We start from the raw sequence: 23,101 nt of genomic DNA on the forward strand, positions 1-23,101 counted from the left end.
TATGAAGATGAATTATATAGGATCAGAATATAGATAGCAACTAACCCGTCAACTACAGCTTTGAAAATGCCATTAACCTCCTAAAATATCAGAAGAGTACAATGGGAAGATCTAGAAACAGCGCGGAGTTTATAGTTACTATTCCCTTATAATTGTATAAAACTGCCAAATACAACGAATTAATTTCATAATGGCAAAAGTTGTTCTAGAAAATATTAAGCGTAAATTCAATAATGTCACCGCTATTGAGGATATTAGCTTTGAAATTCCTGATGGTGATTTTTGGGTGTTTGTTGGCCCTTCGGGATGTGGTAAATCTACGATTTTGCGGACTATCGCCGGATTAGAAACTGCTACATCTGGTAATCTGTTTATAGGCGATCGCTTGGTTAATGATATTCCTGCCAGAGCGCGTGATGTGGCCATGGTATTCCAAAACTATGCCCTATATCCCCACATGACGGTAGGGCAAAATATCGCCTTTGGGATGGAAATGCGGAAAGTTGATCCAAAGACGATTCAAGAACGAGTAACTACTGTAGCGCGATCGCTTTCTCTAGAACATTTATTAAATCGTAAACCCCAGCAGCTATCGGGGGGACAGCAGCAACGGGTAGCATTAGGGAGAGCGATCGCACGTCAACCACAGCTATTTTTACTCGATGAACCTTTATCTAATTTAGATGCTCAATTACGAGATGATACCAGAGCCGAATTAAAACAGCTACATCAACAATTAGGAATTACGACAATTTACGTCACCCATGATCAAGTTGAAGCGATGACTTTAGCTGATAAAATCGTGGTTTTAAATCGCGGTAAAATTCAACAAATTGGTGATCCTCAAAGTATTTATGCCCTTCCTGCTAATGAGATGGTAGCAAGTTTTTTGGGTAATCCACCAATGAATATTTTACCAGCTATTTATAAAGGTGACAATTTTGATATTAGTGGGCAATTATTAGCCATTCCTCAAAATATAAAATCAGGTTTAAATTTGCACCCAGAACAAATCTGTAATTTGGGTATTCGTCCTGAACATATTTGTATTAACAAACCGCAGAGACACGGTGAATACAGTGAGCAAGATTTGGGAGATTTGGTTGTAGAGGTTAAGGTGGTGGAAACTTTGGGAAGAGAAACTTTAATTCGTGCAAGTTTACTCGGTTCTTCTGGGTTTATCAATGTGCAGCTGGGTGGAGGTGTGCGTTTACATCCAGGTGAACACCTGAATTTACAATTAGATTTAAATCAGTTATTTGTGTTTAATACAAGCACTGGGGAAAGGATTTTTCCGATAGTCTAAATTCGTAAAAATTCAGGAGTCAGGAGTTCGGAGTTCGGAGTCAGGAGTTCGGAGATGCTACGCAGACCTGCGGTTCAGAATGTTTATAAAATGAAGAATAGAGAGAAGTAAGATTTTAGGACTAGCCCTTCAATCTTCATGGCAAATTTTACCACCTTGAAAGGGCTAGTTCTAGATTTTATCAAAATCATCAAATTTAACTAAAAAAGCCTTTATTCTCCTGACTTGGAGTATTCTTTATTTTGAATACTTACCTAAAATCTAAAATATATGAGAACCAGAATCGACAATAATATTTTATTTATCCATAAAGAGGATGTACCTGAATTTAAAAAAGGTGGTTCTGTGGTGAGAAATTCTTACTTTTGGGCGCTACGTTCCATAGCTGGTCGTGCTAGGCGTTATAGTGATTGGGAATATGAATCAGAAGTGTGGTTAGCACTAGCACGAATGCTAATGTCTTTTACTGAGTCTGGATATTTGGGGTATAGGGAAACCTTTTTAGAGTTTCCCTTATCACAGGGAGAAATTCCTCATGTGTTGCGGGATGTGGCTACTTGGGAATGAAGTCATGAAACATTAGGGTTTCGGTGTACCGAAATCAACAAAAGGCTCTTTTTCTAACTGCTCTAAACCAACTGATTTTAACAGTTGTGACCATACATCTGGATTTTCAGTACGCAAGTCAGCAACGTTACTAATAGTATCATGCCAAATTCTATTCTTGGCGTAAATCTCTGCTTGTTTGAGAGGTGCTGCTTGCTGAAGGTTATTATTTAATAATGAACCTAGGGTAGTCCGTTCTAGTGAACCTGATACATATTCATCCTGACTTCTATCTTCAGAATTACAAACAATTGTAAAAAACCATTGATATTTTTTGCCTATTTTTAGATCAGCATTGGATGGGATGGTCAATTTGACTATTCCTGGTTGATCAGGTGGGATGAAATCAGTTTGGTAAACTTCATTTCCATCCTCATCTATTAATACAAATTCTCCAGATTTTGTATTAATTTGGGGAACATACACATACAATTCTGGATTATTAGAAACTGTTTGCCCATTATTATCCCATGTAGGTATTAAAGCAGTTAAAGATGGTTGGTCATTTTGGCTACTAATACAAGAATTTCCACGTCTTCCTCCTGCACCTGTTCTTTGAGGTCTACCTCGGTCGGGTGCGGATGGAAATTGCAACTGTGCTAATAATTTGCTGTTAGGTGTTGTTGGTAATTGAAGGCTTGAGGAAATTTGTGCTGATGAGGGTAAAGAAAAGCTAGATAAAATTATCAGCGCTGGAGAAATTCCGACAGCAATTTTTCCTAAAGTCAAAAAATTAATATACTTTTGTAAATTCATGATAGGGATATTTGGTTTGCTACTTTATTAAAATTCACATTCAGAAAGCTAAATTCCGTAGATCAACGAGGATATTGTGAAGATTTTAAGGTGCATCTAAGTAGATGGTTGTGAATATTTAGCATGAGGATAAGGTCAGAGGCAGGAAGCTCCAATGTATGAGGGAAAGGGGTTTTGGGGAAAATTTAATCAAGAAATCGGTTCAAAAACCATTTGGGGAATCAACACATTATCTTCTAATTGAGCAATACCTAAAAAGCGGGTTTCTTGTTCATAGACTCGCACTATTCCCAAAATATCCATATTTACAGGAACTTGTTGACCTTGACACCATTTTTTGGCAAATGTTCCTGGTAAATTTACAGATGGTAACTTTTGTAAGGCTGCATCTGGGAGAATGGGTTGAAAGGTTCCAGCTTGGATTTGGGTTTCTAAGTCGGTGAGGGTGAGACTATTTTTTAAGTGAAAACTGCTGCTTTGTGTTCGTGTCAAAGTGGCCAGAGTTCCACCTGTGCTTAAGACTATACCTAAATCACGAGCGATCGCTCTAATATATGTTCCGGCACCACAAGCGATCGCTATTTCCAACTCCGGAAAATCACCATCACGCCAGTCTATAACTTCTATATCAAAAACTTCTACTGTCCTCACTGGTGCTTGCACAATTTCCCCTTTACGTGCCAAATCATACAGACGTTTTCCATCCACTTGAATGGCGCTGTAACTAGGGGGAATTTGGTCAATGGTGCCGATAAATTGCCTAAGTGCTATTTTGATTGCTGCCAAATTTAACCCAGGACAAGGCTGAGAAGTAATAACTTCCCCTTCCAAATCATCAGTAGTTGTACGTATACCCAGGTGGATAGTGGCTTGATAAGCTTTTTCACCAGGTAAATATTGTAATAATCTAGTAGCTTTACCTAGAGCGATTGGTAATACTCCTGTAGCTTTAGGATCTAATGTTCCCGCGTGTCCCACTCGTTTTAGACGCAAAAGTCTTCTGACTCGCGCTACACAGTCGTGAGAAGTCCAGTCTAATGGTTTGTTAAGGTTGAGAAATCCTTGCACAGAATAATTTGTAATTCGTAATTTCTCAGTAATTATATAGGAATACTATTTGATTTTCTAATTTTTGTTGGTGTAGCCTATATTTTGCGCTTAAAAAACTCTGTTTCTAGTAGAATTAGTTAAAGTAATTAATTATACTAGCACAGACAAAATATAGTATTTGTTTAATTACAGGTTTGGCTGTACTAAACTATAAGTAGATTAAATTGTCTCAATATTTAGCCATCATTAGCCATCAATATTATTACAGTATGAAAGCGATTGAAACCACTGCGACAATTAATGAGAGTGGACAACTTACCCTAGATCAATCGCTGGGATTGATCAAACCACAGCGCGTTCGCATTATCGTCTTACTTTCCGAAGATGATGAAGTCGATTCTGATGAAACGCCTACTGAAATGGTCATTGAAGGTATTCGTCAAGGTTTACATGAAGCTTTAACTGGACAAACTATTCCCATTTCAGAAATGTGGTCAGGCATAGATGCAGAGTGAAGCAATCGCTCAATATGAGCAAGAACTTTAAAGAGCGAATAATTCAAACTTCCCTGCTTTGAAAAAAAAATTACAAAAAAATCAAGACATGAAGCAAGGATACACCAACATTCAACATCCATAATCCAAACCCGATTATGGTGTGGGAAAGTTTTTTTTTACAGGGAAAGCTTCCTGAAAATTATTACCCAGTACCGATGCTAATTCTTGATTACTCAAAGATTGAACCAGACTCAAACCCAAAGATTGATGAGAAATAGTTTGAGCGTAATTGGCATTAAGATAGGGTATATATTGTGGCATTTTGGCTACATAAGTTTGCAAAAAAGGCAAACTCAAAGCATTGATGTAAGCACGCGCTTGGGAAGCATCACCAACCATTTCTACTGGTAATGCTACTTGCTTGCTGTCTGGACTACTATTACCAATGCTAGAAAAATGAGTACCACCAACAAACATGACTAGATATTTATGGGGATTGGTCAACCAAGCGAAAGGGAGAATTTGTTCGTATAAAGCTGGTGCGACAGTATCTTCACTGCTACCAACCAGCATGACAGGAGTTTGAATTTGATTTAAACCAGCTTGTCCGAAAATAGAGCTAGTGATGGGGTTAACTGCGATCGCAGCTTTAACTCTCTCATCTCGCAAATCATATTCTAGTTTTGGCTCTCTTTGCAATTCCAAAGCCCGACATTGCAGGAATAAAGACATATTCCAGGTATCCCGCAGCGTATCTGGTTGACAATCTCGTTTTAGCTGCTCAAAGTTAATTTTTGCCCCTGCTAAAGCCAACGCAGTATAACCACCAAACGATTGGCCAACTACTCCCACTTGTTGCAGATTTAACCGACCTTGAAATTTGCCATCAGATTTGTTAACTTTTTCTAGTTGATTTAATATGAATTTAATATCTAAAGGTCTATCTATAAATTCACCTGACTCTATCAATCTAGTTGTATTACTTTTACCAACAGATTGCTGAGGATGCAATTTTGGAGCATTAGCAATCGGATGATTAGGAACCACAACAGCTAATCCGTGGGAAGCTAAATGAGTAGCTAAATAACGAAAGTTACTGCTATCTAAACCTAAACCGTGAGAAATGACAATTACTGAAGTGGGATGCTGAACATTAGGAACATAAACATCAGTCAGTAACCGCCGATTACGGGTGACATCAAAGAACTCTAGCTGATATTTCTTTGATTTTACACCGCCTTCAGTTTTTAAGTTTGGCAGCTGATATAAACTTGCCTTTTGGATGATACCAGCTTCTAGACTGGCTTTTTGCTGAATTGCTGCGATCGCTATCTTCGTTTCATTAATTAATTTCTCCAGTTCACCAATTATTTCTAGACTATCAGCTAAATTAATATGAATATTATTTGTAGGATATTTTCGTAGCAAATTTAATAATGTTAAACCGTCTGCTTCACCCGATGCTAAAATTATTGCTGTGCGTAAAGCATGAAATCCTGATTCAGGTTGACGAGATTTAGTTTTAATTAATTCTGCCAGCCGTCGCAGCAAAAATTCTCCTTGTTGTGTATGGAGGAATTGTGAAGCTACTGCGGGACTAATTTTGATAGTTCTGAGTAAAATTTGTCGTAGTTCTTGCAGTTTTTGAAGTGAAATATACTGCTGATATACTGACAATTCATGATCAATTAATCCAGTTTTGGCGTAGGTTTCTAAACTAATTACAGGAACGGAAATTTCTAGTAACGAATAAGAAGCGGATATTTTCTCTGCTGCCATTACAGAATTATTAATTCCAAATGTTGGCAGCAATATTGAAATTACCAGCAAGAGGAAAAATTTTTTCAGACTGCTGGCCCAATTACCAAACAAACTATTCATCGCTCAAATATTTCAGTGATGTTTTTTCGCGAGGCGTTAAATTTGGTAGTTATTCAGACACCCTGTGAATAAATTTATATACTCTTATTTGCCTCAGTCTTCTGGATATTTTTGAGCTTTTTTTCGTGAAGACAAAATTTAGAGGTTAATTGACAGGACTTACGCAAGATTGAACTAAAAACATGATTCTTGAGTAGGGATAATTCATGAATTACCCCTACTTACGTTCTGTTTTGCGTAAGTCCTGATTGAAATAGAGTCAATTAGGATAAAACAAATATCTCTGCGATTAGATTTTGACTCTATTTGATTAGATGCTCTTAAAATCATAACAACCAAAACAATAGTTTGCTTCAGTATTTGTGGTGTAGCTTTAAATATAAAACCAATTTTTTGAGTTAAAAAACCTAAGCTAATTATGCCAATAATTTATTTTATTCAGATTTACCTAAAGCGATAGCCACCGAACCACTAACAACTAAAAATGCCCCTATAATTCCTATTATAGTGATGTGTTCTGGGGGAATTAGAGTCGGGAAAATACCGGAAACCATCCAAACTGATATTAAAGTGACAATTGGAGCTAATGCTAAGACTGCGCTTACTCTTGATGCTTCCCAATGTGCTAATGATTCTGCAAAAGCACCATAGGCAATTAAAGTATTTAATCCACAAAATAGCAACATTCCTAAATGCAAAGGATTGAGACTAAAAACTGTATTGATTTTAGCAAAAGGAGTGAATAATAAAGCACATCCTCCGTAAATTATCAGCATGATATTAGAGGATGATAAAGATTGTAATAACTGCTTCTGTGCCAAAGCATAAATAGCCCATGCAACTGCTCCCAATACAACCAATCCACTGCCTAAAAGATATTGCCCATGTGCTGTAATTAAATTTGTTAATTGGGCATTAAAAAACAGTGCAAAACCTAAAGTTAAGACACTAACTCCAATCCATTGCCGTAATGTATAATGTTCTTTAAAAATTACCAACCCACCAAAACCTAACAACACAGTAGCCAACTGAATTATCACTTCAGCATTAGCGGGTGCTGTTAATGCTAAACCTTGCATGAAAAAGAAGTAATTTGTGGCTAAAAATATTGTGACTATTGCTAATAACTTTCCAGAACTAGAACGTAATTCTTCTATAGTTGGTAATTTTCCCTGTACAGACAAATAAATTGCCAATAATACAAAGGACATGGAAAAGCGAAACCAAATGATAGTATAAACATCTAGGGCTTGTAGCGTTACCTTTAAAGCGATTGGGAGAATACCCCATAAAAAAACAGTCACTAACGATAAACCTAGTCCTAAACGCCAGCGACCGGAACTTTGATGCATGATTAATAGTAAATTGATGGGTAAAAAATCATTTGTCTCCAGGAGTCAAGTATCAAGAATACTTTATTACTTCGTACTATTGACTATTATCTCCGGGTAAGTTTTGAAAAGCGGTCATTTCAGAAGAAACACTGGATAAATTGAGGATCTTGTTTTTGACGAATGATCGAGAATTACTATTATAGTATAACCGCTTAAAAGATAGTTTACTGTAGGGGTGAAGCATTCGCACTAGAAAAATATGGAACAAACAAATAATCTATATTGGCGAATGCTTCACCCTTCTGCATAACCATGATGCTATGAAAAAAATTTAATTCATGCCTTATAATCCCGAAATTCACCACCGCCGTTCTATCCGCTTAAAAGGATATAATTATACTCAAACAGGAGCTTATTTTGTCACAATTTGCACTCATCAACGTAATTTTTTATTTGGTGAAATTGTAGATGGTGAAATGAAATTAAATACAAATGGCGAGATAGCAAAAGGATATTGGTTATCTCTTCCTCGGCATTTTCAAAATGTAGAGTTAGATGAATTTGTGATCATGCCCAATCATTTACATGGAATTATTATTTTTATAGTTAAAAGTGAAGCATTGGCGAAGCAAGATTTTTCACAATCGTTTTCTAAGGCGGAGGGCGAAGCATTGGCAAATTTAAATGATCAACAACAACAAAAACTTTCGTAAGAATTCAGGAATCAGGAGTCAGGAGAAAGAAGAAGGAAGAAGAAGGAAGAAGAATATTTTTCTATTCTGTTCCCTGTTTTCTGCCATATCACACATTCTGTGTCCTGAATCCTTACAAATTTTTGAGCCAATGCTTCGCCCCTACAGATGAAAAAATTAAAATTAATGGGACGACATCACAATCTTTGGCATCAATAATTCAAAATTATAAATCTGTTTCTACGCGCCAAATTAATCGCATTAATAAGGATAAGGGAAATGTTATTTGGCAACGTAATTATTATGAACATATTATCCGCAATGAAGAAGCATTAAATAATATTCGTCAGTACATAGTTACCAATCCGATAAGTTGGGCAGAAGACCAGGAAAATCCAGCAAATGTTAAGACAGCGCGAGCAATTTAGCTATTTTTGTCAAGCTGATTGTTTAAATCTCTAACATTTCTAGTAACTGTGCTTCAGTTAACTGAGTAATTCCCAAAGTCTGCGCTTTTTCTAATTTAGAACCTGCATCTTCACCCACAACTAAAAAGTCTGTTTTTTTACTGACTGAATCTGTGACTTTACCACCAGCTTTTTGAATAAGTGCTTTTGCTTCATCGCGCTTTAAGGTTGGTAAAGTACCTGTAACGACAAAAGTTTTACCAGCAAATTGCTCATTCATCTCTCCTGCTGCTTTCGGTTCTTCGGTGGAAATGAATTGCAAACCGATCGCTTGGAGACGAGAAATCAAAGTTTGATTAGCGCTGATGCGAAACCATTGATAAACTGATTGGGCAATTTCTGCACCAATACCATAAACGCCTTCAATATCCGATTGTCTAGCTGCTGTTAACTGTTCAACTGTGGTAAATTTTTCCGTTAATAATTGGGCGTTGACACTACCAACGTGACGAATACCTAAACCATATAATACCCTTGACCAAGGTTTATTTTTTGATTTAGCGATCGCACTCACCAATTTTTCCGCTGACTTCTGCCCCATCCGTTCCAAGGCACATAATTTTTCTGGTGTCAAATCATATAAGTCACCAACAGAATGCACCAACTCTTTATCTACCAGTTGATGTACTAATTTCTCACCGACACCTTTAATATCCAAAGCATCACGACTTACCCAATGTTCAATTTCACCTTTGAGAATTGCCGGACAGGAAGCATTTACACATCTTGTCACTGCTTCCCCCGATTCCCGCACCACCGGTTGACCACAGACGGGACAATGGGTAGGCATAATAAAAGGTTGAGTATCAGCGGGACGTAATTCTTTAATTACTCGCACCACTTCCGGGATAATTTCCCCAGCTTTGCGAACAATTACAGTATCACCAATGCGGATATCTAATAGAGCAATGCGATCGCTATTATGTAAAGTAGCCCTAGAAACCGTAGTCCCTGCTAATTGTACAGGCAACATTTCCGCTAAAGGAGTTAACGCTCCCGTTCTCCCCACATTCACCGTAATCCTTTCTACACGGGTTGGAGCTCTTCTGCTGCATACTTGAGAGCGATCGCCCACCGGGGGCATTTCTGCGTAAAACCTAACTGTTCTTGTAGCCTAAACGAATTTAGCTTTACCACCACCCCATCAGTCATATAAGCCGAATTCAGCCGTTCCGTATCCCAATATTGATAATATTCAGCAACTTCCTCTAATGTATGGCACAGCTTATGATTAGCATCAACCCGAAAACCCATTTTTTGCAACAACTCCAAAGCTTCCCATTGGGTATTAGCAATACTAGAGTCATCCAAACCAGTAATATGTAGCGTATAAGCAAAGAAATCTAACTGCCGCTGTGCCACAATCCGGGGATCTAACTGTCTAAGTGTACCAGCAGCCGCATTGCGGGGATTAGCAAACACCTGTTCACCTGCTTTCTGCCTTTTCTCATTAATTTGTTGAAATACATCTAAAGGTAAAAAAACCTCACCACGCACTTCCACCTTTTCGATATTTGCTAACCCGTCAAAATTCAAACGTAGGGGAATTGAGCGAATAGTCCGCACATTTTGGGTAATATCTTCACCCATCACCCCATCACCCCGACTCACACCTCTAGTTAAAACACCATTTTCATAAGTTAACGCCAAAGCCGCACCATCAATTTTCAGTTCTGCCACATATTCTATATCACCCGGAAAATACTGAGGAGGTAAGTGTCTTCGCCAACGTTGTTCCCAGCTTTGTAACTCCTCAACATTAAAAGCATTTTCCAAACTATATAGGGGGATGTTATGCCGCACTGAAGTAAAATGCGTTGCAGGCCGCTCACCCACCCGTTGAGTCGGACTATCAGGAGTGATTAATTCTGGATACTGAGTTTCTAATTCTTGTAATTCCCGATAAAACCGATCATAGACAGTATCCTCCATGATTGGTGCATCTAGGACATAATAAGCATAGCTGGCTTGTTGTAATAACCGCCGGATTTCTTCTATACGCTTTACTTCAGCTTGAGTTGGCATCATAATTTTAATTCGTAATTGCGGAATAGAGAATAGATAGAAAAATATTGTCCTGCTCCTCTACCTTCTGCCTTATTGCACTAGAAAACCTGCCAGAAGCAGGCTTTTATAAGAATGTATACTGAAAACCCACGAAATATTTTGGCAAAATCTCGATTAATGATCCCAGTCTTCAACTTCATATAAAAATCTAGTTTTGCCAATTAACTTTCGATTAGCAGAAGTACTTTGAACAAACACAACATACTTTTCTAGATTACTCGGTTTAATCCTAATTGTCGCATCCATCGGTAGACCTAACATTTCTCGTGCAGCACTGCCTTCAAATAAATCACCTGTAGTCCTATCCATTAAGATAATTTCTTTAGTCGCTTGGATAGTTTCTGTTTTCGTGAATTCATAAAAACCACGCCCTACTTTAAATGTTAACCCATTTTCTAGCACAAACGCCTTAATAGAAATATCTAAATCCACCTCTAACACCTGGAATCTTCCTGGAACAACCGCTCTTAAATCAGTTGATTCATAATAAGATGTTCCTTCTCGTTTCATCATGGTGTCAAATATTTTATTTAACCCACGACTCATCCTACCTTGGTTAATTACTTCTTTTTCATAAGCTTGTAACTGTTCATCGGATGATTGCTGATAGCAAACCGCTAAAAACAAGTCAGTAATATAAGAAAATTGGTCTAAATTAATATGAAAACCACCAGATTTTTCAGCTAATTCTTGATAAAAAGGTGTCGCATGATGGCGATTAAGTGCTTGTACTCCATAAACTGAAATTCCCAATTCGGCTAACTTATCTACCTCTTTACGCCAATTTAACTTTTGGGGATTGTGTGCTGGTGCATGGGGAATATCATCACCAATTAAAACTAGAGATTTCGATGCTGATTTTGACCAAGATAGAGATTGGGATTCATGTAATACTAACTCATAACATTCCGGTGCATCTCCCCCACCAGTAGGTTCTACATTTTGGACAAAATCACAAATTTTATCGACATCACCAGAAAGGTTAAAAGTTTTAGTTACATAGGTTGAACCTGCATCACAATAATCTCCATGAGCGATAATCCCAATCCTAATTAGAGGTAATTCATCCATCAGTCTAGTGACGGTATTTTTAATTTTTCGCCGCACCTGAGTCAGACAAGGATACATACTACCAGTCGTATCAAAGCTAAAAACAACTTCTATATTGTTGTTTGCCATAGCTATAACCTAAATCTCACTTATCTAGAATGTATCTTTATTTTAAATACTTATTTAATGTGAAAAACATTACTTTAAAATATTGTAATATTTAGGGTTGTTGAAAATTAATAAATATGTAAAAATACGGTAAATCTCTATCAACTCATACCCATAAATATATTTTTGGTTGTTGCGGTATTATCTTTATAACGTAAATTTCATAACATAAACTTATTATGGAGCCAGACTCGTTACCAACTGAGGTGATTTTAACAAACCCACGTCAATCTCTCGGTATATTAAAACTTGATTGGACACCCCAACCGGGTAATTATCTTGATCTTGAAGGTAAAACCTATGCGGTTTTAGAGCGTCGTCATCAATATCAATTAAAATTAGGACGCTACCGCTTGCATAATGTGGCTATTTATGTACAGTCTGCTAAACGACCAGACGAAAAAACCTTGGTTGAGGGACGTTGGGTGATTGGTGATGCTACCTGCAACTACAATGCTCGTTCAGAAATCCTTCGTTGTGCAGTTAATCCAGAAGGCCCTTGTAAATCCTGCCGTTTCTATGAAAATCAGGTGATTGGTGATTGGTGATTGGGGAGATAGGGAGAAAAACTTTCTATTTATTCCCCTTTTTCTCAATTACGAATTACCTACTAACACCTGAGTTCGACATAAGATAATTTAGATAATTTGTGGAAAACTCCCCCCAGTAAGAGTCTCAAACCCTTATTCTCTCGTTAAAAAAATCAGAACTCAGAACTCCGTTCGCGTAGCGTCTCCGTTCGGCGAAGCCGTGCCGTAGGCATAGGAGAAACTCCGAACTCAGGTTACTAACACTTCTCCCAAAGTTAAACGAGTACCATTCACAAAATCCCATCCTGATTGAGGACGTTTACCGGTTAGCTGAACTTCTCTCAACAACAGCAAACCTTCTCCAGTTTGTATAATTGCTCCTAAGCCTTTGATGATACTAACTACTTCTCCGGGTTGCCCTGAAATAGTTGACAAATCGGGTATTTTGTGAATTCTTGCTCTTACTTGCTCTGGTAACTCGTGTATATAAGCAGAATTTAGAGGAACAGCAGCAGTTATTTTCAGTGGTTGATTGCGAAAAGTCGTCAGACAGTTGGGGTAAAAACCTCTAATTTGGTTGTGCAATTGAATAGCTGTCTTTGACCAGTCCAAACTATAATCTTGTTTTTGAATCAAAGAGGCATAAGTGGCAACAGAATTATCTTGGGGAATTGGTTCAATTTCCTGACGTTCCAGCTTGAACAGTGTTTCTATCAATAAATCTGCACCCATTATCGCTAACTTATCAGCTAAATTTTGGGCATTATCTAGTAATTCAATGGGTGTAGTGGCTTTTAGCAGCATATCACCTGTATCCATGCCCGCATCCATTAACATAGTTGTGATCCCGGTTTCTTGCTCACCGTTATATAGACACCATTGAATGGGAGCCGCACCACGATATTGGGGTAAAATCGAACCATGCACATTAATGCAGCCCAATTTTGGCATATTTAAGATTTTCTTAGACAAAATTTGCCCATAAGCAATCACGACAAACACATCTGCGTCTAATTGTTTAAGTTGGTTTAAAGTTTCAATATCTTTTTTAATTCTCTCTGGTTGCCATACGGGGAGATTGCTGGAAATAGCAAGTGTTTTTACTGGTGAGGGTGTTAATTGATTCCCTCGTTCCCGACGTTTATCCGGTTGGGTGACAACTGCTAAAATTTCTACATTTGGGTGAGCCAGTAGTTTCTCTAGCGTGGGGACAGCAAATTGGGGAGTACCAAAAAATACGATTTTCATTATTTATACGTTATTAGTTATTTAGTCAATATTAGATGCGTCATGAATCACTGACAACTGACTGCCCACAACTCACTAAATTACGATAACGATAGAAAAAACGCAAAGCAATTTCGTGATGAGGGCATTCAATTTTAGTGATTTAGTGGTAAAGTGTTGATTATTGGTGCAATAAAAACTTCCTTAATTAATTAGAAGGTCTTGGCAAGCAGGATAGCAGTAATCAGTAATCGTATTTGCTGCTATGCAGGCATAAATATTTGGTTATGTCTTATGGCTAGACAATTAAGCATCTACTAAAACCACTTATCTGGTAGGGCAGTAATTTGGTAGTTTACTAAAATCAGCTTCTTTATATTTGTGTGATAGCACTCACACGCAAGGCGATCGCAATAGATATATTATTGATTTGCGAACAGATTTATGGAGTTGGATAGGTTTAAAGATGAGGATTTTAGTAATTCTTCCCTGAAAGTAGAAAATTTTTTGATTACTCAATTGCTTTCATACGCGTTAGCTTTACTTTTAACGGGATTAGTACTGTTACAAAAGTTTCTAATTAGGTAGTGTTTTAGATGTTATGGACTAGCTCTTGCTATTACTGTTTGTAAAGCATACCTGAATTTAGGCACTAGTGCAGCATGGCGAAAATAAATATCCGGTGAAAAAAGTTTAAAAGCTGATCACGGGTCTTTTTTAAGCCACTAGATTTATCCATGAGGTTACTCAGTACTACTGGAAATGTATTGTAGTCTTCCTTGATTAAAGGTAAGACTTGAGTATATGGATGACACCAAAACTTATTGTATCTATCAACACAGTAATGCACGATTGCTGGTTCGACTGCCCGGAAATATTACAGAATTTAAAGATTGTAAAGATGTGGACAATGATACTAAAACTTTTGTAAAGTGATGCAAAATTTGACGAGATGATCTCGTTAGAGCTTCTACTTTGTTGTTATACATAATAATCATAGCTTTTGCCCTTCCTGTATAGACATTGCTCCTCGAAATAGCCACCCCCCTTAGAGAGTCCACTCATGCTGAAATCCCTTTTGCTGTCAGGATGGTTCCGCGTACAACCATTTATCAAGTACGTTGCTGTTGTTATAGTAATTGCTCCCCTCTTAGGTGTATCTATTCACTCTACCTTGGCAAAACAATCACAATTAAAGGTAGCCAAAATTGGTGTGGAAGTTGATAAATCTGATTCAAAATCACCAAAAAGTGCTATTTTCGGGGAATCTAATTTAAAAATAGGTCAGTTAAACTCATTGAATGGGCAATTGGGGACTGTTGTGCCATCAAATACGCCTATTAGTGGAGAAAGGCAAGTATTACTGGCAGATAAACTGGATTCGGGGGTAAAAAAAGAGAATTATCAGTCTAGGGGTGATACGAGTGTTCCTGTGACAGCAAGTAAACAGATACCTGTTAGTCAAACTGATTTAGTACAAAAATTAAAAGAAGCTAAATTAGCGGCTTTGCAAGGTGAAATTAATTCTCAGATCGGCAAGAGATCGGCAACAGAACAAGTAGCAACGGTTAACAGTTCACCAGGTGTTAGAGACTCATCAATGAGGGAAATACCCATAGATAGTCCTCCAAATCAGTCTGATGGATTACCAGATGATCCGATGGGCAGTCCTCATCCTATTCCTTGGAAATGGATCATGATGACTCAGGAAGCTATTGGTGGCAAAGGGAATTCTGGAGTACGGCACTATCGCAGCATACCGGTGGTTTCTCCAGATGGTAGATATGCTGTTTATAGCCGGGTACAGCTAGAAGTGAAACCCGAAATGTATAATAGCCGAGTCACTAGCTTGTTGTTTATAGAAGATAGACAAACGAAGAAATTAAAGGTGATAGCTAAAACATCTGTGATTAGCGACCCGCTATTACAACAGACTGTGGCTACAGAAGCAACCGATACAGAAGGAAAAATTGGGGTTTTAGTTCCGGTTAGCTGGTCACAAAAAGGCGATCGCTTTTTAGCCCGCAAGTTTATAGGCGTATTCAATACAGCAGATGTTACAGATCATGCAGTAATTTGGGATCAGCAACAAAATCAGACCAAAACAGTTGCTCCTCCCCAGGAGGCAAATGAGCATGAAAAAATAGCAATCTTGTTAGGTTGGAGTAAACAACAACCGGATCATGTACTGTTCCGTGCAGGTGAAATAGGGGAAGAAAATTGGCCTTTGGTGCAAGTTGCTAGTGATGGTAAAAGTATCAATGTCTCCACCGATAGGGATCAGCCTGTTACTTTTGGTACAAGTGATAGACAAGTTTGGGCAGAACCCCAAGTAGCCTCAAGATAATTTGCACCAAGACATATCAATTGAACAAAACTCCCGTTGTTGCTATAGGTGACAGCGGGGTTTTTTTGCGGATCAAAATCAGAGATATCGTCAACTTCTGAATTGGGAAGAACTGTGCTTACGGAGTCTCTACTATTACATATATTATAAAGTGCAAATGAAGAGTTGTGCTACCAGTTAAAAATTACATGAAAACTTGGATAAACTCAGTATTATTCATAGCAGATTATTTTATAGTGATTGCATAACATTTAACAATGTCAGTCACTCAGGGTCAAAATCAATGCAACTGATCAATTCTAATTCTATTCAGAAGGTCAGACAAGTTTCTACTGATACTCGCAATTCTCATCAGGATAAACCTCATATCTATACATTAGAACACCTGATTCAAACCTTAGAAGAAGTAGCTAAACACCTGACAAGTAGATAAGGTTTTCACATTCTCAGCGATTGCACAAAGAGCGATTCCCACTGAGGGTTTCTGCTGTGGTAGACACTCCGCGAATGCGATCGCTCTCCATCACCTTAGGATTATTCTGCAAATAATCTTGTATTAATCCACAGCCACGTTTTAATAAAACATCTAACTTCACATCTGATAAGCTGCGTAAAATCACAGTTCCATTCCCGCTACCCGCAGCCAGAGTCTTACCATCTGGACTGAAACTCAGACTAGTTAACTCTTGCTTATCAGTCTTTAAAGCTATCAGCAGAGTTCCGTTTCGGCTCCAAAGCCTGATCTTATCATCACTACTAACAGCCAAGGTTTTACCGTCAGGACTAAAACTGACACTGATCAAACTATCACCATTACCGGGCAATACCCTGAGTAAACTACCATCCCGATTCCAAAGTCTTACCGTACTATCAATACTGACTGAAGCGATAGTCTGACCATCCGGCGACCAAGCCACACCATTTACCCGCCGGGTGTGACCAGTTAAATCGTAGAGAAATTTACCATCATTTCTCCAAATCTTGACTAAATTATCATCACTCGCTGACGCTAACAACTTACCATCAGGGCTGAAGCTGACCCAATTGACCGCACTTCCATGACCCCGCAAAGTATGAATTAATAGCCCTTCCCGACTCCAAAGCTTGACTGTAGCATCCTTACTAGCAGAGGCAATATTCTGACCATTCGGCGACCAAGCTACAGCTAAAACAGTATCTTGATGACCCCGCAAAGTATGAATTAATAGCCCTTCCCGACTCCAAAGCTTGACTGTAGTATCCTTACTAGCAGAAGCAATATTCTGACCATCCGGCGACCAAGCAACACCCCAAACAGAACCTTGATGTCCTGTTAATGTTCTCAGTAATTGATGATTCTGACTCCAAAGTTTAACAGTTTTATCTCGACTAGCTGCCGCCAAAATCCGGCCATCAGGACTAAAACTAATACTAGTCACCCAATCAATGTCAGTTTTGCCATTTCGCAATAGCACATCATCCCAACGCCATAGCTTAATCGTTTTATCCCTTCCCGCAGAAATTAAAGTACCACCATCAGGGCTAAAATTAACGCTATTCACCCAATTATTATGTCCTCTGAGAGTTCCCAGCAATACACCATCCAAACTCCAGAGTTTAACTGTTTCGTCCGTACTAGCAGATGCGATCGTTTGACCATCATGGCTAAAACTAACACTGGTAACGCCAGAAGTATGACCTGAGAGAGTTTTCAGTAAATTTCCTTCTCGACTCCACAATTTAATAGTTTTGTCTAAATCTAAACTACCAGAAGCAAGAGTTTGACCATCAGATGACCAAGCTAGACTTTTAACCGCATCTTCATGACCTATCAAAGTTTTGATAAATTTACCTTCCCGACTCCACAATTTGATAGTTTTATCAGCACTTGCTGAAGCAATAATTTGACCATCAGATGACCAAGCTACAGCCAAAACCGCACCATTATGACCTGTCAAAGTCTGGATAAATTTACCTTCCGCACTCCATAATTTAACTGTTTTATCTGTACTTGCCGAAGCTATAAATTTACCATCAGGGCTAAAATAAGCGCTATTCACTACAGATTTATGACCAGTTAAAGTTTTTAATAGCTTACCTTTTTGGTTCCACAATTTTACTGTTTTGTCCTGACTTGCAGAAATAATAATTTGACTATCAGGACTAAAATTAACACTATTGACTACATCTTCATGTCCCGATAAAGTTCTGACAAAACTGCCATTAGGAAGCCAGAGATTAATTGTGTAATCTGCACTAGCTGAAGCAATTAAAGAGTTATCTGGGCTAAATGTGGCGTTATTAACTCCAGATAAATGACCTTCTAAGCGGTTACGTTCTTTGACTCCATAAACCGCTTGGTATAAAGCTGTTAGTACTTGTTCTCTGGTAGAAGAACTTACCCAGATTGTCTGTTGCAATTTTTTCCCCGCTTTTAAACTGTCTTTGAGTGCATCAAGTCCTTTTTGAGAAGCAAACAAAGCTTCACTAGAAGTACTGAGAGTTTTAATTTCACTATCTATGGCAGTAATTACGGAAATAGTTAAACCAAATATAGCAACGACGGAAGCCGTCAGGGCGATTTTTAATGTCCGATTTAATCGTGCTTCACTTAGTCGTTGTTTTTCTTGACTTTCTGCTAGTTGTGCGATTAATGCTTTTTCTTTGAGTTCTCCACGCAGATGTTCAATTTCTAATTGACTTAATTCTTCTCGCTTGCGTAGTTCTCGGAGTTCTGTTAATAAATCTACTCCTTGTTGACGTTGGGTATCGACTAATGTTGCTTGCTGTTTTTTTTGTCTCAGTTCACTTTTAAGACGTTCAATTTCTTGTTGGCTATTTTCGACTTTATAACGTAATTGATTGAGTTGTGCTTGTAAACTTGATTCTTGTTGTTGCAGATAGCGAATTAAATCTACTAAATAATCATGAATAAGTTGATAGCGTTCGGGAATGTCGGGAAATAATACGACTAACCCAGAACTGACTAAAATAGATAGAATTAATTCTAATTGACTAGAATCTTCTAATTCTGATAATTCTGCTGATAATTCCGCCTGGGTTTTAAAAGGTCTTTGGTTACTTTCATCTGTTAATAAATATAACACTATTAAAGCAGCCCGTTCATTTTCTGTGCCACATTCTTTAATTAATTCTTTGATATATCTTTCAATGAGTTTATTTGGTCTATAAGGCTGATATTGGGAGAGACTAGTAATGCGTTCATCTTGAAGTTGTGCGCCAACTACTTGCAATTCAATGGGGCGAACTTCTCCTAATTCTGCTGATAAATCTTGGACTACAGCATCAATTAAAGCCGATTCTAAATGTAGTTGGGAACGTTCGGTTAATTTATGAATAATTACTTTGGCGTATTCAGTAGAAAAGTTATTTAATTGATAGCGAATATTTTTGTCAAGAATATTATGATTAATTGCTTCTAGTGAAACTAGATGTTTAAAATCTAGTAATCGGTGTAAATAATCTTCTCGCAAAGATAAAATCACTTTTACGAAAGATATATTTAAACAGTCACTTATAAATCTATCAAAGTCTTGTTTTTGATAGCGGTCAGTATGACCAAAGAAAAATTCTTCAAATTGGTCGAAAATTAAAACTGTAATGAGATGATGATCGGCATTTTCTCTCAGTTGTTGTAATATGCCATCAATGCTGTTGAGGGGGGCTAAATCAGAGGTGATTCCTGATGCAATGTTGGCTTCTTGATGTTGCAGCATTGCTGCTGTTAAAGATTTGCCTAATTCTCGCACCCAGTCGGTATATATTTGGAGGACAACTGGAATGGCATTTTGATCACCTATGGCACGATTTTGCAGTGCGGGAATTAAACCAGCGGTGACGGTAGAACTTTTACCTACACCAGACGGGCCATGAATTACTATCAGCTTGTAGTCAGCACGGCTAAGTCTGCCAATTAAGTTATTAATATCACCTTCCCGACCAGAAGCGGCTATTTCTAAAGCCACGCTGCTATTTCCCGACGCAGACATCAAAGCGGGGTTGGTAACTTTCCTTTGGGGTTGTAAACGTCCAGCACCGATAAAGGCACGAAAACCATATTGTTGTTCAACTGAACGGCGTTTTTGTCTAATTAGATAGGCTTGGAGATAGCAACCGGCTTCAAAATAGAGCGATCGCAATGTCCGCAATAAGCGAATATAACGATGGGCATCATATTGGTGTTCACTGCTTTCTAAAGATGCTGGTAGTTCTGTTGTGGCCTTGTCTAAGTATTCCTGAGCTACTTTTTGCTCACCTAGTTGTTGCTGTGCTTTGGCTAAGGTTAAATAATAAATTTGTGCCAACAGCAGAGGAAATAAACAAGGTTGGAGGTTACGGTGCTTTTGAGCTTCCCCTAATTTCAATAATGCTATGTGTGCTAAAATGCTTGCCTGCATCCAGCGTGACTGTTGTACAGCTACCTGGGCTAAAATACCATAGTCACCAGCTAGTTGAATTTGACTGCCATAATTTTGGTGTAATTCTAGAGATTTTTCGGCAACAATTTGTAATTCTGACCATGCTTGTAAACTTTGCAAAACATCCGCAAGTTGTCCAATAAATTCAGCAACTAAATCTGTACGTCCAGCTATTTCAAAAGTGTGTAAGCACTGTTGAAAATAATTTTCTGCGGCTTGTAAGTGGCGGTGACTTGCTGTTTGATTTTGTTCAGTGAGACGACAATGACATAGACCGATGTAAAGTAATAAAACACCTTGTTTGAGAAGATGAGGAGATGGAGACTTAGAAAGTTGGGGTGATTGAGAAAGATTATCCCATTCGATAATTCTACCTTTTTCCCATTCTTTGGTGATTTGTTCTTTTTCCCCTATGTCCTGATTTTGATACCAAAAAAGTAAGCTTTGTCGAAAATGGTTTAAAGCTGAATTTATTCTGTCACTGACATAATCATCTAAACCAAAAACAAATTGTAAACTAGCATTTAATTGGGCTTCCAAGCCAATACCACGATTTTCTAAGTCTCTAATTGCAATTTGCAGTTCATAGCTCCGCATCCATACTTGTTCTATGGTAGTATCATACTTTTGTATTTGCTGGTTTTGGGTATTATCTCTATGTAAAGCTTTAGCAAATAAAGAGTTTGTTTCTTGTTTCAAAAATTCTAGCAACGCCATAGAAGTCATTTCAAATCTAATTGGTGTTGCTGCCCAACTAGCAAAATCTGGAGCTAATTTTACTACTTTTTGTAAAACCTCATCATTCACCCATATTACCATTGGGAATGGGTGGCGTTTACGAAATTCATCACGAATTTGATTAATAGAAATTAGGAGTTCATCAAGTCCTTCTACTGACTCTAAACCTAAAACTATTAATGCTGTAGGTTGATTAATTTGTTGCTGTAAATGAATAGTTGAATATAGGCTGAGGGAATTTTGGGTTAATACTACTTTTTGGATTTTATTAAAACTACTATCTATTTCTGATAGTCTTTGCAGTATTAAATCCCGCAAAATTCCATAGTTACAACACACCAATACAACAGAAAATTGACCTTGAGAAAGTGAAATTGCCCTGGCTAAACTGCGTAAAGAACGATCATTAGCACTGTTGATATCTATTGATGTGTTTCGTTCAACCATGATTTAAATTTTTGGGTTTCTGCTAAGACTGGGTTAACACCAAACCAAGCTCCCTGGCGATCGCGATATTCAAAAACGAACAAACTGCGTAATAATGCATGATATTCTGTATCACCTTTGACTCTTTGCTCGCGCATCACTTGAAAGATTAGTTCCCACTCATGGGGGTCAATAGCGTTAGCTCGATAATCTCTTTGTCTTTGGATGACTAATTCCAAACATTCCCGGTCAAATGGTGGGTCTTGTTCCCGCAGACAGTCAAACAGTAACCCTAATAAGTCACGCACATGACCACCACTAATCAGACACAAACGGTCTAAAGTTTCCACGCTATCAAACACTTCTGTAATTAAGTTTAAGCGATTGCTCGACAAAATGTCAGGGAAGGCTCTAGCTAATACCATTTGCTGCATTAATTCTAATCCTTCTCTGTAAATTTCCCCTGAGCGCAGTAACACAGGTATCATTGGTAAGACTTTTGGTGCAACTCCACCACCTAAACGATGTTGTAGTTCAGCGCTATCGTTGGAAAAAGTTAAAGACAAAGGAATAGTGTAAACAAGATGACAATTAAGTTTACGTAACTGCTCACCCCGTTCAATAAACAAGTATTCTGGAAGAGATTTCCCAGATGGTATAGGTCGGAATGATGATACTCGATCTAAATTATCAACAATTACTACCAAACCTTTTTTACCCTTGGCTTTGAGTTCAGTATTGGCACGCTCTAGCAATTCTTGATTAATTGAGAGTAAAATATTTTCTGTGCGTGGTTCTAAGTAGTCTCTTAACCGTCTTCGTAACTGTGGACTTTCTTTAGTTTTAGCAGTAATTTTGGCAATTCCCACCGATAATTCGGCTTCTACTCCCACATCTATTGGTGTTTGCAAAAAATCCACCACTTCAGTAAATAATTTAGCAAAGTAGCGAGGTTTGAGGCTGATTTTCATCGCTTCTAGACTTTCACTCACTTGACCAGCAACAGCCAAGAGAATATCAGTCACATCCACATCCGCCATTTCTAGCACACGAGTGGATTCAAAATATACGACATGAAACTTCTGCTCCTCTAACTCTGCTTTCAACCGTAACAATTCTGTAGATTTACCACAACCCAAGTGTCCGGTAAATAATTGACAGGTGGGGGTATTCGGAGAAATTTTACTAATAGTTCGCAGCAAAGCTTCAATAATTTTACCTCCCCGTACTGAGGCAAAATCAATATAGTACAGGCGATCCGCAGCATTTTCTATCATTAGTGGTCTGCTCGGATTACAAGCCTGATAAAATCTTTCTAAATCTAGGAGCATAATTTAATCTACTTCACTCAAGAACGGGGAGGATAAAAATAAAGAAGGAGTCAGGAGTCAGTAGCCAGGAGTCAGAATCAAGATGCTCGTTCCTCGCTAACGCTACGCTATCAGTCGGGGATACTCTACGGGAAGCAAGCTACAGACCTGCAACTGATTGTTCGCTCTGGCCTTCCCGTGGTGGGGGTCTGAAACCTGGTTATTCATCCG

General features: G+C 38.1%; 16 protein-coding genes and 1 pseudogene. 8 read left to right on the forward strand and 9 right to left on the reverse strand.

The window, feature by feature from the left end; translation table 11 throughout:
- Nucleotides 1-190: 190 nt before the first annotated feature.
- On the forward strand, nucleotides 191-1,306 hold the full coding sequence (locus tag AC012T_RS05745; protein WP_487063888.1) for an ABC transporter ATP-binding protein: 1,116 nt from the start codon (nucleotides 191-193) through the stop codon (nucleotides 1,304-1,306).
- Nucleotides 1,307-1,576: 270 nt separating this feature from the next.
- On the forward strand, nucleotides 1,577-1,873 hold the full coding sequence (locus tag AC012T_RS05750; protein WP_487063890.1) for a hypothetical protein: 297 nt from the start codon (nucleotides 1,577-1,579) through the stop codon (nucleotides 1,871-1,873).
- A gap of 12 nt (nucleotides 1,874-1,885) precedes the next feature.
- Here AC012T_RS05750 and AC012T_RS05755 read toward each other — a convergent pair whose 3' ends face one another.
- Both AC012T_RS05755 and truB read right to left on the reverse strand, forming a co-directional pair.
- Entirely contained in the window at nucleotides 1,886-2,668 is a 783-nt protein-coding gene (locus AC012T_RS05755; RefSeq protein WP_487063892.1) for a DUF928 domain-containing protein, read from the reverse strand.
- A gap of 189 nt (nucleotides 2,669-2,857) precedes the next feature.
- Nucleotides 2,858-3,736, reverse strand: a complete 879-nt coding sequence (gene truB / locus AC012T_RS05760) for a tRNA pseudouridine(55) synthase TruB (protein WP_487063894.1) — start codon at nucleotides 3,734-3,736, stop codon at nucleotides 2,858-2,860.
- 206 nt (nucleotides 3,737-3,942) lie between these two features.
- Here truB and AC012T_RS05765 point away from each other — a divergent pair, with 206 nt between their 5' ends.
- Complete coding sequence (locus AC012T_RS05765) at nucleotides 3,943-4,233, forward strand: type II toxin-antitoxin system RelN family antitoxin (RefSeq protein ID WP_487063896.1); 291 nt, start codon at nucleotides 3,943-3,945, stop codon at nucleotides 4,231-4,233.
- Nucleotides 4,234-4,368: 135 nt separating this feature from the next.
- On the opposite strand, the gene AC012T_RS05770 is transcribed toward AC012T_RS05765, so the two are convergent.
- Complete coding sequence (locus AC012T_RS05770; RefSeq protein ID WP_487063898.1) at nucleotides 4,369-6,096, reverse strand: alpha/beta hydrolase; 1,728 nt, start codon at nucleotides 6,094-6,096, stop codon at nucleotides 4,369-4,371.
- Between the two features lie 434 nt (nucleotides 6,097-6,530).
- Nucleotides 6,531-7,448, reverse strand: a complete 918-nt coding sequence (locus AC012T_RS05775) for a DMT family transporter (RefSeq protein ID WP_487063900.1) — start codon at nucleotides 7,446-7,448, stop codon at nucleotides 6,531-6,533.
- A 320-nt stretch (nucleotides 7,449-7,768) separates the two neighbouring features.
- On the opposite strand from AC012T_RS05775, the gene AC012T_RS05780 reads away from it, so the two are divergent.
- Together AC012T_RS05780 and AC012T_RS05785 are read left to right on the forward strand one after the other, a co-directional pair.
- Nucleotides 7,769-8,143, forward strand: a complete 375-nt coding sequence (locus tag AC012T_RS05780; RefSeq protein ID WP_487063902.1) for a transposase — start codon at nucleotides 7,769-7,771, stop codon at nucleotides 8,141-8,143.
- A gap of 122 nt (nucleotides 8,144-8,265) precedes the next feature.
- On the forward strand, nucleotides 8,266-8,550 hold the full coding sequence (locus AC012T_RS05785) for a transposase (protein WP_487063904.1): 285 nt from the start codon (nucleotides 8,266-8,268) through the stop codon (nucleotides 8,548-8,550).
- Nucleotides 8,551-8,572: 22 nt separating this feature from the next.
- Here the strand turns inward: AC012T_RS05785 and ligA are convergent.
- Together ligA and AC012T_RS05795 are read right to left on the reverse strand one after the other, a co-directional pair.
- Nucleotides 8,573-10,617 (reverse strand): annotated as a pseudogene (ligA, locus tag AC012T_RS05790) (NAD-dependent DNA ligase LigA).
- A 153-nt stretch (nucleotides 10,618-10,770) separates the two neighbouring features.
- The gene (locus tag AC012T_RS05795; RefSeq protein WP_487063906.1) at nucleotides 10,771-11,835 is read right to left on the reverse strand and encodes a vWA domain-containing protein; all 1,065 of its coding nucleotides are present in this window, start codon (nucleotides 11,833-11,835) and stop codon (nucleotides 10,771-10,773) included.
- 218 nt (nucleotides 11,836-12,053) lie between these two features.
- On the opposite strand from AC012T_RS05795, the gene AC012T_RS05800 reads away from it, so the two are divergent.
- Nucleotides 12,054-12,422, forward strand: coding sequence for a DUF6464 family protein (locus AC012T_RS05800; RefSeq protein ID WP_487063908.1), 369 nt, complete (start codon nucleotides 12,054-12,056; stop codon nucleotides 12,420-12,422).
- Nucleotides 12,423-12,653: 231 nt separating this feature from the next.
- Here AC012T_RS05800 and fmt read toward each other — a convergent pair whose 3' ends face one another.
- Nucleotides 12,654-13,652, reverse strand: a complete 999-nt coding sequence (fmt, locus tag AC012T_RS05805) for a methionyl-tRNA formyltransferase (protein WP_487063910.1) — start codon at nucleotides 13,650-13,652, stop codon at nucleotides 12,654-12,656.
- Between the two features lie 1,042 nt (nucleotides 13,653-14,694).
- Between fmt and AC012T_RS05810 the strand changes: the two genes are divergently transcribed.
- Nucleotides 14,695-15,978: a hypothetical protein gene (locus AC012T_RS05810; RefSeq protein ID WP_487063912.1), complete on the forward strand. Its 1,284-nt coding sequence runs from the start codon at nucleotides 14,695-14,697 to the stop codon at nucleotides 15,976-15,978.
- A gap of 283 nt (nucleotides 15,979-16,261) precedes the next feature.
- Nucleotides 16,262-16,411, forward strand: coding sequence for a serine dehydratase (locus AC012T_RS05815; RefSeq protein ID WP_487063914.1), 150 nt, complete (start codon nucleotides 16,262-16,264; stop codon nucleotides 16,409-16,411).
- A 13-nt stretch (nucleotides 16,412-16,424) separates the two neighbouring features.
- Here the strand turns inward: AC012T_RS05815 and AC012T_RS05820 are convergent, their stop codons facing one another.
- The gene (locus AC012T_RS05820) at nucleotides 16,425-21,581 is read right to left on the reverse strand and encodes a WD40 domain-containing protein (protein ID WP_487063916.1); all 5,157 of its coding nucleotides are present in this window, start codon (nucleotides 21,579-21,581) and stop codon (nucleotides 16,425-16,427) included.
- A complete protein-coding gene (locus tag AC012T_RS05825) occupies nucleotides 21,557-22,891 on the reverse strand; it encodes a P-loop NTPase fold protein (RefSeq protein ID WP_487063918.1) in 1,335 nt (444 codons plus the stop codon). The genes AC012T_RS05820 and AC012T_RS05825 overlap by 25 nt, the downstream gene beginning before the upstream one ends.
- Nucleotides 22,892-23,101: the final 210 nt, after the last annotated feature.

The organism is Anabaena sp. EIM26 (assembly GCF_057568715.1).